Source organism: Chitinophaga sp. SVR4-12A (assembly GCF_056754765.1).
In genome coordinates this window covers 5122806-5139074 of sequence record NZ_JBPGWP010000001.1, presented here as the reverse complement: position 1 = coordinate 5139074, position 16269 = coordinate 5122806, and the positions used below count along the sequence as shown (strand labels likewise).

Genomic DNA, 16269 nt, shown 5'->3' with positions numbered 1-16269 from the left:
AGTGTGTGCTTAACTATGCTTCTTTTTTCCGGGGGCGCCCATGGCGTAGCGGATGCCACCTAATACGTGCTGCAGATAGAGGGGATCTGCGTAAGATTCCTTGGTATGGCCCAGCTCTGTGTAAAAAGCGCGGCCTCCTTCAAAATCGTGGTACCAGCACATGGGATGGTTATCTCCGTTCTTTCCTCCTTCATATGAGCTTTCATCTATCTTGATGAGCACATGCGTATCCGGATTAATATCTTTAAAGTTATACCATTCATCTTTACGAACCCACTGGTCCGGCAAATGTTTGGTAGCAGCGTTGTTGTGATCTACTACCAGCAGTTTGGCTTCCTGCTGTTTGGGATGGCTCAGGAAGTAAGCGCCTACCAGTTTGTTATACCAGGGCCAATCGTACTCGGTATCTGTAGCGGCATGTATACCAATAAAACCGCCACCGTTACGGATATATGCTTCCATAGCGGCCTGCTGGGCATCATCCAGCACATTGCCGGTGGTGCTCAGGAACATGATAGCGGAATATTGTTTAAGATTTTCAGGGGTGAACACGCTGGCATCTTCGGTAGTATCTACTGTAAAACCGTTTTCGTTGCCCAGCTTAATCATGGCCAGTTTGCCAACGGGTATGGCATCATGGCGGAAGCCCATTGTTTTGGAAAACACCAGCAGTTTGGGTTTTGCTTTAGGCTTTGCCTGAACAGATAACAGCGCTCCAAGCAGGAGCAGGAAGAGTGGAATTTCTTTTATGTGCCTCATAGTGTAATGTATGGTCAACAACAGGAAGCAGTGCTTCCTGTTGTGTGTGTTATGCTATTAAAGTGTGCGGATCTTGATATCTCTGTACCAAACTTTATTGCCATGGTCCTGCAATGCGATATGGCCTTTGCTATATTTGGCAAAGCCGGGCCAGGTTTTGAATTTGCTGTTTGCCAGCAGTTCTTTCCATTCGTCTGAGCCGATCACTACTGACACGGTTTGTACACCGTTCAGCCACAAGGTAAGGTGACCGTCTTTCTGCTGAATCTTTACCTGGTTCCACTCTCCTACCGGTTTAACGGCATTCTTGGCGGATTTTTTCAGGTCGTACAGATCGCCGGAATTGTGTTTGGTGATCTTGCCGTCAGGATGTTTGGCATCATCGAGCACCTGCATTTCAGGGCCGGTGAGGTAGGTTTGTTTGAACTCCGGATCTTCGTGCACGTTGAAGATGATACCGCTGTTCCCGCCTTCGGATATTTTCCATTGCAGGGCCAGTTCATAGTTCTCATATTCATCGTTGGTAACGAGGTCGCCACCGTGTGCGCCGTCCTTTTTGGCTGCGGGATCCAGTTCGAGGGCGCCGTCCACTACTTTCCAGGAGGGACTTACATCCTTCTGGAGGTAAGTATGCCAGCCGTTGGTGGTGGTACCATCAAACAGGAGTTTCCAGCCGTTCTTTTGTTCTTTGGACGTAAGTTTGTTGACACTCTGCGCCATTGATTCAGACGTGTAGATCAATGCTCCCAGTAAAAGGGCGGAGCTTATCAGGATCTTCTTCATAACTGAGTACTTTTAGAATTTTAGCAGCCTGTAAAGTATACAAGAATAATTGGTTTTCCTTGTTGTTTTTTATGAGCGGAACCAGTGTTCCGCTGCCAGCTATTCCATGGGTTTATACCGGCAATAATCTCCTCAGCGTACCGGTCTTGGCGGCCGCATGGTTTCCGGTTGTAAGTTATTGCAAGGGCGTTAAAATACAGCGGCGGGATAGTGATCTAATCCCGCCGTGTTTTTTATTTCAAAGACATAATATACTTCACCATTTCTTTTGCGTCTTCTTTCGGTAAGGTGGGATGGGGCAGCATTGCTACTTCTCCCCAGTTACCGGAGCCGCCTTTTATAACTTTCTCGGCCAGCATTTCGATGGTTTCATCGTTATTGGGATACTTGGCAGCAACCTCCTTATATCCGGGACCAACGAGCTTGGTATCTTCTTTATGACAGGTTTTGCAATCCTGATCATCGATCAGCGCTTTGCCTTTAGGCACAGGGGCGTTTGCACCGGGTGATACCATAGAAGTGTCTACTGCGGTTTCTTCCTGAGTGGTGCTGGTGCCTGACTGCTGTTCACTTTTACTTTTATCCTGTCCGCCACCGCATGCTGCAAAGAATAATGCACTGAGCACAAACGGCGCCAAAAATCGCTTTCTCATTGTTAATTTGTTGATAGTTTAATTATTAATAAATCGCTTCCTTACACATGACTTTAAAGACCTAATATTTTACGGTTCAGCGCTTCGTTGGCGCCGGTACCGGCAAAATCATCAAATGCCTTTTCAGTGACCCTGATGATGTGATCTTTGATGAACGGAGCACCTTCGCGGGCGCCATCTTCCGGATGTTTCATGCAGCATTCCCATTCCATTACCGCCCAACCGTCAAAATCGTACTGGGTCAGTTTGCTGAATACGGCTTTGAAATTCACCTGGCCATCGCCCAGGGAGCGGAATCTGCCAGGACGGTCGATCCAGCTCTGATAACCTCCGTATACGCCAGAGCGGCCGGTAGGATTGAATTCTGCATCCTTTACATGGAACATCCTGATCCGTTCGTGGTAGATGTCAATATACTCCAGATAATCCAAACATTGTAGTACAAAATGGCTGGGATCGTACAGGAGGCAGGCACGGGCGTGGTTACCGGTGGCTTCCAGGAAGCGCTCGTAGGATACGCCGTCGTGCAGGTCTTCTCCCGGGTGGATTTCGTAGCAGAGGTCTACGCCGTTGGCATCAAACTCGTTGAGGATAGGCAGCCAGCGTTTAGCCAGTTCCTTGAACCCTGTTTCCACCAGGCCGGCGGGACGCTGGGGCCAGGGGTAAACGGTATGCCACAACAGCGCGCCGCTGAAGGTAGCATGTGCTTTCAGCCCGAGGTTGCTGCTGGCTTTAGCCGCATACTTCAGCTGGTTCACGGCCCATTCTGTACGGGCAGCAGCATTGCCGCGGTGTTGTTCAGGCGCGAAGCCATCAAACAGCTCATTATACGCGGGATGTACGGCTACCAGCTGTCCCTGAAGGTGTGTGCTCAGCTCTGTGATCTCCATGCCGGCGGCATTTACGATCCCTTTTATTTCGTCTGCATAGGTCTTGCTTTCAGCAGCCTTTTGCAGATCTATAAAGCTGCTTACCCAGGTGGGGATCTGTACCCCTTTGAAACCCAGGCCTGCAGCCCATTCACAAATGCTTTTCAGATTATTGAAAGGCGCAGTGTCACCGGCAAACTGCGCCAGGAATATTCCAGGACCCTTGATAGTTTTCATAATCTTTCTTAAAAAGTGGCAAAAAAGCTGTTAGCTTTTAGCCCTTAGCTATTAGCTAATGCAGGGCTAATAGCTAAGGGCTAAGGGCCGGCAGCTATATTTCAAATGCTGTCCATTTCTGCTCGCTTTGGGATGACTTCACCACGTTATCGATGAAAGCCATGCCGCGTACGCCTTCTTCTACACTGGGGAAGTCGAGCGCTTGGGGAGAAGGCTGTTGTCCATCCAGTTTAGCCATTAGAGTTAAGGCAAAGTTGCGGTACAGGTTTGCGAAAGCTTCGAGGTAACCTTCGGGGTGACCGCCGGGCGTACGGGTATTGTGCACTGCGTAGCTGCTTTGGTAAGCGCCGTAGTTGCCGCCGGCACGATAGATCTGTGCAGGCTGATCCAGCCATTTCACCAGCAGGGTGTTAGGCTCATGCTGTGCCCATTCGAGACCGCCTTTCTCGCCGTACACTCTTATTTTGAGCGCATTCTCTTCACCGGCAGCCACCTGTGATGCCTGCAGCACGCCTGCGGCGCCGTTATCAAAGCGCAGCAGCACACCGCCGTCATCATCGAGAGCGCGGCCGGGCACCAGTATATTCAGGTCGGCACACATTTTTTCGATCCTGGCGCCGGTGATATATTCAGCCAGGTTAGCAGCGTGGGTACCGATGTCTCCCATGCAACCGCTTTTGCCGGAGCGTTTGGGATCTGTTCTCCAGGCCGCCTGGGCGTTGCCTTCTCTTTCAGACATCTTGCTCAGCCAGCCCTGTGGGTATTCTACCCATACTTTGCGGATCTTTCCAAACACGCCTTCTTTTACCATCTGGCGGGCCTGTTTTACCAGCGGGTAGCCGGTGTATGTATGTGTAAGCAGCAGGGTAAGACCGGTTTGCTCCACTTTAGCTTTCAGCTGTTTGGCTTCGTCAAGGGTAAAGGTGATAGGTTTCTCTATCACTACGTTGAAACCCTTTTCCAGCGCCAGCATAGCGGGCTCGAAGTGGGCAAAGTTAGGCGTAACGATGGTCACGAAATCAAGGCGCTCGTTTGCGGGGCGTGCGGCCTCTTTTTCGAGCATGGTTTTAAAATCCGTATAGATACGGTCGGACTCCAGGAACAGCATCTTTCCTGACTCCACGGCGATTTCCGGGTTAACGCTTAATGCGCCCGCTTTCAATTCGATCAGGCCGTCCATGTTGGCGGCAATACGGTGGATCGCTCCGATGAAGGCATCCTTTCCGCCTCCGATCATTCCCATTCTTAGCTTACGGTTCATTTGCAAATCATTTTATCGTTTATGCTTTACTTAATTCCAGTTCTTGCGCTGGTGTTAATGCTACTTTTGGTTTCTTCCTGAATGTAATGAACAGGAAAGTGAAGGCTACGATGAGGATCAGGGGCAGAATAGCCACCGTTGTCATCGTATCCCTGCCTGCCTGTAACTCGGCGGCAACCTGGTCAGCACTCTGCTGTAAGGCCTTCGCCTTATTGCTGTCATACCAGCTACCCATAAACGGCAGTATGATAGCAACGGACAACATGCCGGCGCCGCCCATGATGTTAAGGCCCAGGGCTCCGGTTTGCGGAATATATTCAGATACAAATCCCAGCATGGTAGGCCAGAAATAACAAACGCCTACAGCGAATACGCCGGCGGCGGCAAAGGCGGCATAACCACTGGCACGGCTCATCAGGAACAGGCCGAGGGCAGCGAATATGGAAGAGAATAGCAGCATGCCCGCAGGATTCAGCCGGTGCACTACCGGCCCTGCGAACAAACGGCCAATTGCCATAATAAAGTTGATGAACACAAACACGAGGATGGCGGATACACCTGCCTGTTTCAGGAGTGCTTCTATCCACTGACCGGTACCCAGCTCAGTAGAGGCAGTGAGCAGCATGCACAATACCATAAATATAAAGAGCGGTCCAACGCAGGCCTTCAGCATACCTTTATAAGAGATGCCGGAAGCGGCCCTTTCTGTTTGCGGAAATTTCTGCGTAAAGAATATGATGCCATAGATCACAGCGGGAACCAGTAATACGCCCATCAGTGCCTGCCAGCTGAGGTTCATGGAATCGATCATCAGGTAGGCGATCAATCCTCCTATTACGTTACCACCGGGGAACCACATATGAAAGCGGTTCAGCATCTTCGTTTTCTGTGTGGAATATAAGGTAGCTACGAGCGGATTACAGGCGGCTTCCACACTTCCGTTAGCAATACCTATTAATAAGGTGCCGAGGAAAAGCGTCCAGAAAGTGGCAGCAAAAATAGTTACTATCACTCCCACGATGTGCCCTGCAAAGGCCAGCATTAAGATCTTGCGCATGCCAATTACGTCGATCAGCGGCCCGCCGATGATCTGCGCCAAAGTAAATCCCCAGAAAGCCGTACCGGCTATAAGGCCCAGTTGCTCGCCACTGAGCGTGAAGTCGGCGCCCCACATTGTCATTATCTTAGCCCTGATAGCAAAGGTCATAGCCGTGACTATCAACGCCAGACAACTTGTATAAAACAGTTTCTTTGGCTGTATCAGATTTTCCATAATCGCGTGAATTTTAGGTATTTGTTGATATAAATAGTTAAAGTGGCTTTAAAACGTCTAAATTTATAAAAACTTATTGCATATTTTCAATTATTGGGGGCAAATAAAGAGATAATTAACCCTGTCTATCAAGCTTCTTATATTATTTTATCCGAAAGTCCGCCTTAAAAATCAATTAAATTTTCTTGTCATATTTGAGTTGTGTGTAACATTCTTCATCTTTGCATCGCTTTAACACTGCTTAACATTAATTAACAGTATTTAACAGTACGCCTTTATCCCATGTTATATTAAACTATTGCGTACTGTATTTTACGCAGAAACGGTGCAATTGTACTATTTGGGTTATTTTTCGTTGATTGTCATAGGGGTATAAATAGTATTGCGCCGTCAATAATTATAATGTATTGGTTTTACATCTTAATATGTCTGTACTAACTTCCAATCCTTCATTACCTACAAGAGTCCCTTTACTGTCAGTAAGGCCGGAGGATGAATCGCGGCCTGAAGCCGGGGTTGACATCATCCTGCCCTGTTTTAATCCCCCTGAGGGATGGGAAACCAGCCTGATCAAACATTACCGTCTTCTAAAACAGCAACTGGCGCCTGCGCCGTTACAGCTGGTACTGGTGAATGATGGATCTACCCGCCAATTCGGCCCGGCCCAGATAAAGCGGCTGGAGGCCGCCATCCCTTCTATTGTGATTGTTAGCTATGCCCTGAACCGCGGAAAAGGATATGCCATCCGGGAGGGCGTGAGGAGAACACGCCACCGCTACCAGATCTGTACCGACCTTGATTTCCCTTTTGGTACCGAGGCGGTCATGGAGGTGTACGCCAAGCTGCTCGCCGGCGCCGATGTAGTAGCCGGAGAAAGAGGGGACGCCTATTTGCAGGTGCTGCCGGCAAGGCGCAAAGTGATCACCCGGCTAAGCAGGGCCATGAACCGTATGGTGCTTCAGCTAAAGATCGGCGATGCCCAGGCGGGGTTGAAGGGATTTAATGCCCGTGGCAGGGAACTGATGCTGTCTACCCGCGTACCGGGTTTTCTGTATGACAGTGAGTTCATGTACAAAGCCAGCAAGGATCCCGGGCTGCAGATACAGCCTTTACCTATTTACTGCCGCCCGGAGATACGTTTCTCTTCTTTCAGCATCCGCTTATTAACACGGGAGCTCAGGAACTACCTGAAAATCCTCCAACGAGATACAAAAAAGACCCCATGGCCAACCACAACAGATTACTGATCAGTGTTGATGTAGAAGAATTTGATATACCCGAAGAATTCGGCGGCCAGGTAAGCCCAACTGAAAAGCTGGCGGTATCCCATACCGGTGTGCTGCAGGTACTGGAATTATTTGCATTATATAAGGTACGCGCCACCTTTTTCATTACGGCATATTGGGCGCAGCATTTCCCGGAACTGGTGCAGCAGATCGCATCGGAACATGAAGTTGCCTCACATGCCTATTATCATCACACCTTTCAGACTGCCGACCTGGAAGCTTCGCGGCTGGCGCTGGAGAAGATCAGCGGACAGCCCGTAACCGGCTTCCGGATGCCGCGCCTGCAACCTGTTGACCTGGATGAACTGCGCATGGCAGGTTACCGCTATGATGCGTCGCTTAACCCTACCTGGTTGCCGGGACGTTATAATAACTGGCACCGGCCAAGAACGCCGTTCAAGGAGAACGGCATCTGGGTGGTGCCTTCTGCCGTATCTCCCATTTGCCGCTACCCGGTGTTCTGGCTGAGTGTAAAGAACGCGCCTTTGTGGATGAGCCGGCATTTCAGCAAAACGATCTTAAAAAGAGACGGGCTGCTTTCTTTTTATTTCCATCCCTGGGAATTAACACCGCTGGATCAATATACTTTACCTGCTTACATCCGACATGTATCGGGCGTCAAAATGCAGCAAAAACTGGCTGCCTTCCTGCACTTCCTGAAAAAGAACGGAAAATTCTGTACGCACCGGCAGTTATTGAATGAGATAGGGGGAGAATAGCCTTTTAGCTTGCGGCTTCCTGCTTTTTTCCTAATTTTACAGTCCTTGTAAAAGTGGGTGCTGCTGACAGCTTGTCATCTGCATTTTCAAGCATGCTATTTGAGTTACATCTACAGTGCCCGTACCCATGCCATCGTATGGTATACCGGTATTGAAGTAAACCCTTTAATTATTCGCATTCATTAATTTATACTCATGTTAGGTTTTTTGACAAAAATTTTTGGCGGGCATAAGTCGGAACGGGACATCAAGGCGATCATGCCCCGCGTGAAGCAGATCAATGAGGAGTTTGAAAAATTGCAATCCCTGCCTGTGGACCAGCTTCGCAATAAAACCCAGGAGTTCCGCCAACGGATAAAGGCACACCTGGCCAACATAGACGCTTCCATCGTCTCCCAGCAGGAAGCTGCAGAAAATGAAGCGGATGTATCTGCCAAAGACAATATTTACCAGGAAATAGATAAACTGAAAAAAGACCGGGACAAACAGATAGAGGAGATCCTGAATGAACTGTTGCCTGAAGCTTTTGCCGTAGTGAAAGAAACTGCGCGCCGCTTTTCCCAAAATGCTACTATTGAAGCTACCGCTACGCAGCTGGACCGCGACCTGGCAGTAACAAAGAAATATATCAGCATTGAAGGTGACAAAGTGACGTGGAAGAATACCTGGACAGCTGCCGGCAGCGAAGTGACCTGGAACATGGTGCACTACGATGTACAGCTGATAGGTGGTATGGTACTGCACCAGGGTAAAATATCAGAAATGGCTACGGGTGAGGGTAAAACGCTGGTTTCTACCCTGCCGGCTTACCTGAACGCGCTGGCTGCAGAAGGCGTGCACATTGTAACAGTGAACGATTACCTGGCCCGTCGTGACGCCGAGTGGAACGGTCCTATCTTCGAATTCCTGGGCATTACCGTAGACTGCATCGATAAACATCAACCCAACAGTGCAGAGCGCCGCAATGCTTACCATGCAGATATCACCTATGGTACCAACAACGAATTTGGTTTTGACTACCTGCGTGATAACATGGTGCACAGTCCTGAAGAAATGGTGCAGCGTAAGCATCATTTCGCGATGGTGGATGAGGTGGATAGCGTATTGATCGATGATGCGCGTACACCGCTGATCATCTCCGGCCCTATTCCCCGTGGTGAAGAGCAGGAGTTCCATGTGCTGAAGCCCCGTATACAACGCCTGGTAGACGTACAGAAAAAAGTAACCAACCAATACCTGAACGAGGCTAAGAAACTGATCGCAGAAGGTAAGGACGACCCCAAAACCGGTGGTCTGGCCCTCATGCGCGCCTGGAGAGGTTTTCCGAAGAGCAGCGCATTGATCAAGTACCTGAGCGAGCCTGGTATCAAAGTATTGCTGCAGAAAGCAGAGAACTACTACATTGCCGACCAGCAGCGTGAAATGCCGAAAGTGGATGAAGAGCTTTACTTCCATATAGATGAAAAGAACAACAGTGTAGACCTTACTGATAAAGGTATTGCCCTGATCACCCAGGCCGGTGAAGACGCCAACTTCTTCGTACTGCCTGACGTTGGTTCTGAAATTGCAGAAATAGAGAAACTGGCGATCACACCGGAAGAAAAACTGCAACGCAAAGATGTACTGCTGCAGGAGTTTGCACAGAAATCAGACCGCATCCACTCCGTACAACAGCTGCTGAAAGCATACTCACTGTTTGATAAGGATGTGGAATACGTGGTGATGGATGGTAAAGTGAAGATCGTAGATGAGCAGACAGGCCGTATCCTTGAAGGACGCCGCTATTCAGACGGCCTTCACCAGGCCATAGAAGCCAAGGAGAACGTGAAGGTGGAAGCCGCCACCCAAACCTTTGCTACCATTACATTACAGAACTACTTTCGTATGTACCACAAGCTGGGCGGTATGACCGGTACAGCTACAACAGAAGCAGGCGAGTTCTGGGAAATATACAAGCTGGATGTGGTGACCATCCCCACCAACCTGCCTATTACCCGTATAGACGCGGAAGACCTGGTATACAAAACCAAACGAGATAAATACAAAGCCGTTATAGACGAGATCAAAACCTTAAAGGCAAAAGGCCGCCCGGTACTGGTAGGTACCACCTCCGTAGAGGTATCGGAGCTGCTGAGCAAAATGCTCACCTTTGAAAAGATCCAGCATAACGTACTGAACGCGAAACAGCACGCCCGTGAGGCCCAGATCGTGGCTGAAGCAGGTTTGCCCGGAGCCGTGACCATCGCCACCAACATGGCGGGCCGTGGTACGGATATCAAGCTCGGGCCCGGCGTAAAAGAAGCCGGAGGCCTGGCCATCATTGGTACTGAAAGACATGAAAGCCGCCGTGTAGACCGCCAGCTGCGTGGTCGTGCCGGTCGTCAGGGCGACCCCGGTACTTCACAGTTCTTTGTATCCCTGGAAGATGACCTGATGCGCATGTTCGGTTCTGACCGTATTGCAGGACTGATGGACCGCATGGGCTATAAAGAAGGCGAAGTGATCCAGCACAGCATGATCACCCGTTCTATTGAACGTGCACAGAAGAAAGTGGAAGAGAACAACTTCGGCATCCGTAAACGTTTGCTGGAGTATGACGACGTAATGAACAAACAGCGTACGGTAATATATGCCAAACGTAACCACGCCCTGTTTGGCGAGCGCCTGGCCATAGACATAGACAATGCGTTCTACGATGTGGCAGAAGGTATTATTGCTACCCACAAGGAAAGCGGCGACCACGAAGCTTTCAAGCTGGATGCGATCATGAACTTCTCCGTAGATACCGATATCACTGCAGAAGAGCTGAACAAAACTGATATCGCGCTGCTTACTACCAAGCTGTATCACCAGGCTAAAGACAATTACGATCGTAAGAAACATGATATAGCAGCACAAACCCTGCCTGTGATCACACAGATCCATAAGGAACAGGGGCAGCATATAGAAAATATCTCCATTCCGTTCACAGACGGTAAGAAGGGCGTAAACGTGCTGGCCAACCTGCAGAAGGTGATAGACACGGGCGGACAGGAAACGCTGAACGCACTGGAACGCAGCATTACCCTGGCATTGATAGACGAGGCCTGGAAAGAGCACCTGCGTTCTATGGACGACCTGAAACAGTCTGTACAAAGTGCGGTATATGAGCAAAAAGATCCGTTGCTGATCTATAAGTTTGAAGCCTTCAACCTCTTCAAGCAGATGGATGGCGAAACCAGCCGCGATATCGTATCCTTCCTGTGCAAATGCGGTATCCCTGTAAGGGAAGACCGTCCGCAGCAGGAGCAGATCCGCGAAGGCCGCGAGCAGAAAACGGATATGAGCCGTATGCGTGCGTCGCACCAGGAATTTGAAGGTAACGGCCATGGCGCGCCTGCCACCGTTGAAGAGCAGGAATATGCTACCAATGCAGAACAGGCAAGACAAGAGCCTTTACGTGTAGGCCCCAAGGTAGGACGTAATGATCCTTGTCCCTGTGGCAGCGGCAAGAAGTACAAACAATGTCATGGGAAAGACCTGTGATGATGTGCAAGTGAATTGAAGTATCTAACATATTATAATTTTTACAAGCGGGCCTTTACGGCCCGCTTTTTTTGTGGTACTTTCGCCAGGGAAAATCTTCATTACATGGAGCTGAACAAATATATAGATCACACTGTCCTCAAGCCTGTTACCACCCTGGACGACATCAAAACCTTGTGTATGGAGGCGGTGGAATATAGCTTTGCAGCAGTGTGCGTGCCGCCTCCCTTTGTTAAAGTAGCAAAGACATTTGTTGGCAGTACTACTGTTAAAGTAGCAACTGTAATAGGTTTTCCGTTCGGTTATTCCGCTGTTGAGGCTAAAGTGGCCGAAGCAGTGCTGGCTATCATAGACGAAGCGGATGAGCTGGATATGGTAGCCAACCTGATCGCCATCCGTAATAAGGACTGGGCGTACCTGGAAAAGGAGATCGCCACGATATTGCCCATTATCCGCAACAAGCAGAAAGTGATCAAGGTGATCATTGAAAGTGGCATATTATTGGAAGAAGAGATCATCAGGTGTTGTGAGATCTATGGAAGGCTGGGAGTGGATTTTGTAAAAACTTCTACCGGATATGCAGAGAAAGGCGCCAGTGTGGCAGCTGTGCAGCTGATGCGTAAACACCTGCCACCCAATGTACAGATAAAAGCTTCCGGCGGTATTCGTACCTTTGCGTTTGCCCAGGAGCTGATCGAAGCAGGCGCTACCAGGCTGGGATGCAGCGCCAGCGTGGCGATCGTGAAGGAAGGTGGCGCAACGGGAACAGGCTATTAAGCGATTATTATTAATTATCATAGTTGATTATGAAAGTTCTTATTACAGCAGTTTTAGTATTAATATGCGGTGCAGCCGCTGCACAGGACAGCACTTTTGCTGCTGCCGGCGGCGGAAATGTGAAAGTGATCAAAGACAGCCGTATTGATATCCTGATCAAAAAGCAGATCTATATCAATACGCTGGCCATCCGCAACCAACCCGGTTTCAGGGTGCAGGTGATCACTACCAACAAGCGCAATGAAGCATATGATGCTAAAGCGCGGGTAATGCAATCATACCCGGAATACCGTTCTTATATCGATTTCCAGGCTCCCTATTTTAAAGTGCGCATTGGTGATTTTAAATCACGCGAAGAGGCGACAGAATTGAGGGACAGGCTCTCCAATATGTTTACCGGCGGCGTATTTGTAGTACCTGCCATTATCAACGTATCTCCGGATAAAGAATTACAGAATGAAGAATCGTATTAGCGCATTAGCCAGGGAATTAGCGCCAGCGTTCATAGATATCAGACACCATATTCATTCGCATCCTGAATTATCTTTTGAGGAATATGCAACTTCCGCGTTCATCCGCCAGAAGCTGGATGAATTTGGTGTTAGCTACCGGGCCGATGTAGCGGGCACCGGCATCATAGCGTTGATAGAAGGCAGGAACCCATCCAAACGTACCATTGCCATCCGTGCAGATATGGACGCTTTACCCATTCACGAAGCTAACAATGTGCCCTATAAATCAAAGAACGAAGGGGTGATGCATGCCTGCGGGCATGATGTGCACACTACCTGTGTACTGGGCGCCACTAAAATACTACAGCAGTTAAAAGACGAATTTGAAGGCACCATTAAAGTGCTTTTTCAGCCGGGCGAAGAGAAACATCCAGGGGGAGCCAGCCTGATGATAAAAGATGGCGCCCTGGAAAACCCGCGGCCGGATGCCATCCTGGGCCTCCATGTGCAACCGTCTATGGAAACAGGCAAGCTGGGATTCCGTGCCGGAAAGTATATGGCCAGCGCTGACGAAATATATATCACCATCAAAGGAAAGGGCGGGCATGCTGCACAGCCGCATCTTACTACGGATACCATACTGGTGGCTTCTCACCTGGTAGTAAGCCTGCAGCAGATCATCAGCCGTAACAATGATCCCTTCTCCCCTTCTGTGCTTTCTATCTGTGCATTTAACGGCGGGCACACCACCAACGTGATCCCCAGCGAAGTGAAGCTGATGGGTACCTTCCGTGCCATGGACGAAACCTGGCGTTTCAAAGCGCATGAGCTGATAAAGAAACAGGCGACTGAGCTGGCGCATGCCATGGGCGCAGCAATAGATATTGAGATCCTGGTGGGCTATCCCACCCTGTATAATAATGAGACGGTTACTGCACAGGCCCGGTCACTGGCTGAAAATTACCTGGGAGCAGCGAATGTGGAAGATACAGAAGTACGCATGGGCGCTGAAGATTTTGCCTATTACTCACAGGTGATCCCTGCCTGCTTTTTCCGCCTGGGTACGGGCAATAAAGCCAGGGGTATTACTTCCGGGGTGCATACACCTACTTTCGATGTAGATGAGCATGCGATAGAGATTGGGATGGGGACGATGGCGTATTTAGCAATCAGCCTTTAGCAGTTAGCTTTTAGCTAATAGCTAAAGGCTAACTGCTAAAGGCAGTATTTTATAGTTCCGGGTACAGCGGGAATTGCGCCATAAACCCGTTCACTTCTTTCCTTACTTTAGTGATCAGCGCTTCGTTATCTGCATCCATCAGCAGCTCGTCCATCCATTCAACGATCTGCAGCATGTTCTCTTCTTTCAGGCCACGGGTAGTAATGGCGGGCACGCCCACCCTGATACCGGAGGTTACAAAGGCTGATTTATCGTCGAAGGGCACCATATTCTTGTTTACGGTAATATCTGCTTTCACCAGTACCTGTTCTGCTTTTTTACCGGAGATGTTTTTATTGCGGAGGTCTATCAGCAGCAGGTGGTTATCGGTACCGCCGGAGATGATCTGGTAACCTTTCTCCGTAAATGCCTTCGCCATAGACTGGGCATTTTTCAGTATCTGTTTAGCATAAGCATCATATTCGTCTGTAAGCACTTCAAAGAATGATACCGCTTTGGCTGCGATCACGTGCTCCAGCGGACCACCCTGGATGCCGGGGAATACAGCAGTATCCAGCAGGGAGCTCATCATGCGGATCTCACCTTTGGGAGTTTTCAATCCAAAGGGATTTTCGAAGTCTTTGCTTAACATGATAAGACCGCCACGGGGGCCACGCAGTGTTTTATGTGTGGTAGTAGTTACAAAATGACAATGCTCAAAGGGAGAGTTCAGCAGCCCTTTGGCGATCAAACCAGCGGGGTGTGCAATATCAGCCATTACAAAAGCGCCTACCTGGTCTGCAATTGCGCGGATACGTTTGTAATCCCAGTCACGGCTGTAAGCGCTTGCACCGCAGATGATCAGCTTTGGTTTTTCCTTCAGCGCTATTTCTTCCATTTTATCATATTCTACCAGGCCGGTCTCTTTATTTACGCCGTAGAACAGCGGCTGATACAGCTTACCTGAGTAGTTTACGGAGGAACCGTGTGTGAGGTGACCGCCCATGCTCAGGTCCAGGCCCAGTATTTTGTCGCCCGGCTGCAGGATCGCCATCATTACCGCGGCATTGGCTTGGGCGCCGGAGTGGGGCTGCACGTTGGCATATTCCACACCGAAGATCTGTTTAGCCCTGTCGATGGCCAGCTGCTCGCTCTGGTCAACTATTTCACAACCACCATAATATCTCCGCCCGGGATATCCCTCTGCATACTTGTTGGTTAGTACGGTACCCATGGCCTGCATTACCTGCAAGCTGGTGAAGTTCTCGGAAGCTATCAGTTCAATGCCATGACGCTGACGTTCCAGTTCCTGGCGGATAATATCAAATATCTGGTGATCTTTTTGCATGGAGCTTAAAAATTTGCTGCAAAAATAGGTTAAAGGGCTATGAAATGCAATTTTAGTGTAGGATAGCGTTTTTAAAAAAAATACTATCTTCACGCCCTCAGGGCCATATTCCGGGCCGGATTTACAAGAGCAGGAACGTACAGAGCGATTATCTAAACCTAATATTACGAATGAAGGCCATAATACCAGTAGCAGGTGCTGGCACCAAGCTACGTCCACATACATATACACAACCCAAGGCACTGATCCCTTTAGCCGGAAGGACCATTTTAAGCATTATCATAGACCAACTGGTAGAAGCGGGTATCAAGGAGTTTGTGTTTGTAGTGGGATACCTGGGCGAAAAGATCCAGGATTATGTAGAGCAGAAATACCCGGACCTTACCTGTCATTTTGTTCAGCAGAACAGCCGCGAAGGCACCGGGCACGCCATATTACTTACCCGCGATATTGTTAAGAATGATGAGATACTGATCGTATTGGGCGATACCATTGCGGAAGGAGATTTCAGAGAGCTCATTGAGTCGCCGGTATCTATGCTGGGGCTCAAAAAGGTGGATGATCCCCGCAACTTCGGGGTAGCAGAGCTGGATGAAGAGGGACATATTACCCGGGTGGTGGAGAAACCGCAGATTCCTAAATCGAACCTGGCGCTGGTTGGCCTCTATAAGATAAAGGAAACCCAGCAGCTATATGATTGCCTGCAAAGCAATATCGATCAGAAGATAAAGTCGCATGATGAGTACCAGCTGACAGATGCGCTGGAATGCATGATACAGCACAAGGTACAGTTCAAGCCATTTAAGGTAAGCAACTGGTTTGACTGCGGACGGAAAGAAACCCTGCTGGAAACGAACGCCATCCTGCTTAAAAAATATAAACTGGCCAGTAACCCGGTGCTTCCTTTTGAAGGCACCATCATTATACCACCGGTAAGCATTGGCGAAGGCTGTAATATTAAAAACTCCATCATAGGTCCCTATGTAGCGATCGGCGATAACAGCGTGATCAGCTACTCGATCGTAAAAGACTCCATTATCGGCTCTTACACCAACCTGTACGAAGTAGTGCTGAAATCTTCGCTGATAGGCAGCGATGCCAATATACGCGGACTGAGCCAGAGCCTGAATATAGGTGATAATACAGAGATAGACCTGGGATAAGCTGC

At 49.2% G+C, this 16269-nt stretch carries 14 protein-coding genes; 7 read left to right on the top strand and 7 right to left on the bottom strand.

The window, feature by feature from the left end; translation table 11 throughout:
- Positions 1–9: 9 nt before the first annotated feature.
- The 6 genes from ACR9Y8_RS20935 to ACR9Y8_RS20910 all read right to left on the bottom strand — a co-directional run bounded on the left by ACR9Y8_RS20935 (position 10) and on the right by ACR9Y8_RS20910 (position 5835).
- A complete protein-coding gene (locus ACR9Y8_RS20935; protein ID WP_481215200.1) occupies positions 10–759 on the bottom strand; it encodes a ThuA domain-containing protein in 750 nt (249 codons plus the stop codon).
- A 57-nt stretch (positions 760–816) separates the two neighbouring features.
- On the bottom strand, positions 817–1542 hold the full coding sequence (locus ACR9Y8_RS20930) for a 3-keto-disaccharide hydrolase (protein WP_481215199.1): 726 nt from the start codon (positions 1540–1542) through the stop codon (positions 817–819).
- 233 nt (positions 1543–1775) lie between these two features.
- The gene (locus ACR9Y8_RS20925) at positions 1776–2195 is read right to left on the bottom strand and encodes a c-type cytochrome (protein ID WP_481215198.1); all 420 of its coding nucleotides are present in this window, start codon (positions 2193–2195) and stop codon (positions 1776–1778) included.
- 53 nt (positions 2196–2248) lie between these two features.
- Complete coding sequence (locus ACR9Y8_RS20920) at positions 2249–3301, bottom strand: sugar phosphate isomerase/epimerase family protein (RefSeq protein ID WP_481215197.1); 1053 nt, start codon at positions 3299–3301, stop codon at positions 2249–2251.
- A 94-nt stretch (positions 3302–3395) separates the two neighbouring features.
- Positions 3396–4562 (bottom strand): Gfo/Idh/MocA family protein, encoded by a 1167-nt coding sequence (locus ACR9Y8_RS20915; RefSeq protein ID WP_481215196.1) that lies wholly within the window; start codon positions 4560–4562, stop codon positions 3396–3398.
- 19 nt (positions 4563–4581) lie between these two features.
- Positions 4582–5835, bottom strand: coding sequence for an MFS transporter (locus ACR9Y8_RS20910; protein WP_481215195.1), 1254 nt, complete (start codon positions 5833–5835; stop codon positions 4582–4584).
- A 425-nt stretch (positions 5836–6260) separates the two neighbouring features.
- Between ACR9Y8_RS20910 and ACR9Y8_RS20905 the strand changes: the two genes are divergently transcribed.
- The 6 genes from ACR9Y8_RS20905 (at position 6261) to ACR9Y8_RS20880 (ending at position 13774) form a co-directional block, all read left to right on the top strand.
- On the top strand, positions 6261–7082 hold the full coding sequence (locus tag ACR9Y8_RS20905; protein ID WP_481215194.1) for a glycosyltransferase: 822 nt from the start codon (positions 6261–6263) through the stop codon (positions 7080–7082).
- A complete protein-coding gene (locus tag ACR9Y8_RS20900; protein WP_481215193.1) occupies positions 7058–7840 on the top strand; it encodes a polysaccharide deacetylase family protein in 783 nt (260 codons plus the stop codon). The genes ACR9Y8_RS20905 and ACR9Y8_RS20900 overlap by 25 nt, the downstream gene beginning before the upstream one ends.
- 207 nt (positions 7841–8047) lie before the next feature.
- Entirely contained in the window at positions 8048–11365 is a 3318-nt protein-coding gene (gene secA, locus ACR9Y8_RS20895; RefSeq protein WP_481215192.1) for a preprotein translocase subunit SecA, read from the top strand.
- Between the two features lie 105 nt (positions 11366–11470).
- Entirely contained in the window at positions 11471–12142 is a 672-nt protein-coding gene (gene deoC, locus ACR9Y8_RS20890; RefSeq protein ID WP_481215191.1) for a deoxyribose-phosphate aldolase, read from the top strand.
- 29 nt (positions 12143–12171) lie between these two features.
- Complete coding sequence (locus ACR9Y8_RS20885) at positions 12172–12615, top strand: SPOR domain-containing protein (RefSeq protein WP_481215190.1); 444 nt, start codon at positions 12172–12174, stop codon at positions 12613–12615.
- Positions 12599–13774, top strand: a complete 1176-nt coding sequence (locus ACR9Y8_RS20880) for a M20 metallopeptidase family protein (protein WP_481215189.1) — start codon at positions 12599–12601, stop codon at positions 13772–13774. The genes ACR9Y8_RS20885 and ACR9Y8_RS20880 overlap by 17 nt, the downstream gene beginning before the upstream one ends.
- 49 nt (positions 13775–13823) lie before the next feature.
- Here the strand turns inward: ACR9Y8_RS20880 and ACR9Y8_RS20875 are convergent, their stop codons facing one another.
- Entirely contained in the window at positions 13824–15101 is a 1278-nt protein-coding gene (locus ACR9Y8_RS20875) for a serine hydroxymethyltransferase (protein ID WP_481215188.1), read from the bottom strand.
- Between the two features lie 170 nt (positions 15102–15271).
- On the opposite strand from ACR9Y8_RS20875, the gene ACR9Y8_RS20870 reads away from it, so the two are divergent.
- On the top strand, positions 15272–16264 hold the full coding sequence (locus ACR9Y8_RS20870) for a sugar phosphate nucleotidyltransferase (protein ID WP_481215187.1): 993 nt from the start codon (positions 15272–15274) through the stop codon (positions 16262–16264).
- Positions 16265–16269: the final 5 nt, after the last annotated feature.